This is a genomic window from Sphingomonas bacterium, from assembly GCF_903644055.1.
Taxonomy (GTDB): Bacteria; Pseudomonadota; Alphaproteobacteria; order Sphingomonadales; family Sphingomonadaceae; genus Sphingomonas_I.
Genome location: NZ_CAHJXD010000212.1, coordinates 1 through 2837 on the forward strand (window position 1 = coordinate 1; position 2837 = coordinate 2837).

Below are 2837 nucleotides of genomic sequence, written 5' to 3' on the forward strand. Positions count from 1 at the left end.
CATCGGCGAGCAAGAGCGCCGCGAGCAGCAACTGGCGCGATTCGCTCACCCCGCCGACTGCGCCGCGCACCGCCTGCGCCTTCGCGTCGATCCGTGCCGCGAGCCTCTCGTAATGCCGTTCCTCGCCCGCGTGGCACATGAGGTCGTAGTTGCGACCCCCCACGGAGAGCGTGACCTGCGCCATCAGGCGGCGGACTTGCCCGGCAGACCACCACCGCCCGCGACCAGCGCATCGAGGCGATCGATCGTCTCCTGGATGCGCAGCCGCAGCAGCCCGTGCCGCTCGTCGAGCAGCGCATAGGCCTCGGCGAGGCCGCCTTGCGGCGCGCGCGGCGGATCGATTCGCTCAAGGCGCGCGAGCGCCTGTTCGATTCGGGAAAGAACAGCCTGCAAGTCGCCATCGGCCATGGCGGAGAGGATAGCAGCACAAATCCTGCGAACAAGCCGAGCCGCTTCACGCTTCCTCGATCGCGGCATCCTCTCCTCTGCGGTCCAGCGCGCGAGCGAGCTGCACGCGATCCAGCGCGCCCTCCCACCGCGCGACGACGATCGTGGCGACGGCGTTGCCGACGAAATTGGTCAGGCTGCGGCACTCGCTCATGAAGCGGTCGACGCCGAGGATCAGCGCCAGTCCGGCCACGGGAATCGAGGGGATGATCGAGAGCGTCGCGGCGAGCGTGACGAAGCCTGCGCCGGTCACCCCCGCCGCGCCCTTGGACGACAGCATCGCCACGCCGAGCAGCAGGAATTGATCGCCCCACGACAGGGGAATGCCCAGGGCCTGCGCGATGAACAGCGCGGCGAGCGTCATATAGATGTTGGTGCCGTCGAGGTTGAACGAATAGCCCGTGGGCACGACGACGCCGACCACCGGCTTGGCGCACCCCGCCGCCTCCATCTTGGCGATCAGCCCGGGGAGCGCCGCCTCCGACGAGGAGGTTCCCAGCACGAGCAGCAGCTCCGGCGCGAGATAGCGGAGCAGGCGCAATATCGAGAAGCCGCACGCCCGGCAGACCAGACCGAGGATGACGAGAACGAACAGCAAAGCGGTCAGATAGAAAGTCGCGACCAGGGCGATCAGGCTGCCCAGCGCGGCGATGCCATATTGGCCGATCGTGAACGCCATCGCCCCGAACGCGCCGACCGGCGCCGCGCGCATCAGGATCGCGGTGATGCGGAACACGACCGCGCTCGCGCTTTCGAACAGGTCGAGCAGCGGCTGAGCGCGATCGCCTACCAAGGCGATGGCGATACCCGCGAGGATCGCGACGAGCAGCACCTGAAGCACGTCGCCGCCGGCGAGCGCGCTCACCAGCGTGTCCGGAATGATCCCGAGCAGGAACCCCGCGATCGTCCGATCGTGCGCCTTGGCGGCATAATCGGCGATCTTGCGCGCATCGAGCGTGGCGGGGTCGATATGCAGCCCCGCGCCTGGCTGGACGATGTTCGCGACCGCGAGCCCCACGAGCAGCGCGACCGTCGAGAAGAACAGGAAATACAGGAACGCCTTGCCAGCGATCCGCCCCAGCGCGCCGAGCTCGCGCAGGTGCGCGATGCCCGTGACGATCGTCAGGAAGATGACCGGCGCGATGATCATCTTCACCAGCTTGACGAAGCCGTCGCCCAGCGGCTTCAGCGCGATGCCGGCCTGCGGGGCGAAATGGCCCACCAGCACCCCCAGCAGGATCGCCGTCAGCACCTGCCAGTAGAGCTGCCGCCACCAGGCCGTGCGGGGTTGGGCAGATGCGAGCGGTGGCATCGGACGAGGCTAGAGCGCCCACGACGCTGCTGCAACATGGCGCGGCCAATTGTAAAAAATGGTAAAAAGGCGTTAAAACATCCTAATCGGAATACATCCTATTGTGCACCTGCACACTTCTGCTAGAGGGCTGCGTGAAGACGAAGCGCTGGGGCGTTTCTCGTTCAGTAACGGTTTTTGGGGGATTACATGAAGCTTCTCACGCGCTCGGCGCTGCTTGCCGCCGCAGCCATCTGCGTTGCCGGTCCGGCTTTCGCGGCTCAGATTCCCGATGGCACCGTATCCTACGTCAACCTGACCCAGCCGGCCGTGAACTATTCGGTCTCGCCGTCGACCGTCGCTTTCAACGGCACGACGTTCGAGCTTACCGGCACTGGCGGCTTCTCGGCGGTTGGCGGCCTGTTGGGGTCGATGTTGGGAACGCTTTCCTTCTCGACAACCGTAAATTCGACCATATCGCAGGTCGTGAACAACTTCTTCAGCTTCGCTGACGGCTCTAGCGGACAATATATCTTCTCGCTCGATAGCGTTACGACGACGGCTTATACGGTCAATCCCGGTGTCTCGCAGAGCTTCGGGCTTTACCTGCTCGGCTCGACGGTGGACACGAACCTGGGCTACACCGCCACGCCGACTTCGCTGACGATGACGTTCAACCAGACCGGAAACTCCGGCTTCTCGGCTTCGGGAACGCTGGCGGTTCCGCCAGCGGGCTCCGTGCCGGAGCCTGCTTCGTGGGCGATGATGGTCGGCGGCTTCGGTCTGCTGGGCGCCACGCTCCGCCGCAAGCGCACCGCAGCGGTCGTCACCTTCGGCTGATCTGGCGGCTGTCCTGTTCAAGCTGAAACGTCACCCCGGCTCAAGGCCGGGGTGACGAGAGTTAAAGTCAACACGACAGACTCAGCGGACGAATGAAAAGGCCGCCGGTCGCAGGACCGGCGGCCTTTTTCATGTCCGTCGCACGTCTGGCTAGGTCGGATGATTTTAGCGTTACCCGCTCATGCTGAGGTGAGACCGAGTAGCATCTGTGTTGGGGGTCAAGCGGGTTGGGTTGTCCAGGTTCTATTTTTTGCGACCA

Annotated in this window: 4 protein-coding genes; 1 reads left to right on the forward strand and 3 read right to left on the reverse strand. The window is 65.0% G+C overall.

Features of this window, described 5'->3' with window-relative positions:
* The 3 genes from HUU94_RS09340 to HUU94_RS09350 all read right to left on the reverse strand — a co-directional run.
* Positions 1 to 184: cell division protein ZapA (locus HUU94_RS09340; RefSeq protein ID WP_174274814.1), on the reverse strand; the 184-nt coding region annotated here is incomplete at its 3' end.
* The gene (locus HUU94_RS09345) at positions 184 to 408 is read right to left on the reverse strand and encodes a hypothetical protein (protein WP_174274815.1); all 225 of its coding nucleotides are present in this window, start codon (positions 406 to 408) and stop codon (positions 184 to 186) included. The genes HUU94_RS09345 and HUU94_RS09340, both read right to left, overlap by 1 nt.
* Before the next feature lie 46 nt (positions 409 to 454).
* The gene (locus HUU94_RS09350; protein WP_174274816.1) at positions 455 to 1759 is read right to left on the reverse strand and encodes a dicarboxylate/amino acid:cation symporter; all 1305 of its coding nucleotides are present in this window, start codon (positions 1757 to 1759) and stop codon (positions 455 to 457) included.
* 189 nt (positions 1760 to 1948) lie between these two features.
* Between HUU94_RS09350 and HUU94_RS12835 the strand changes: the two genes are divergently transcribed.
* Positions 1949 to 2578, forward strand: a complete 630-nt coding sequence (locus tag HUU94_RS12835; RefSeq protein WP_254602107.1) for a PEPxxWA-CTERM sorting domain-containing protein — start codon at positions 1949 to 1951, stop codon at positions 2576 to 2578.
* The last annotated feature ends 259 nt before the right edge of the window (positions 2579 to 2837 follow it).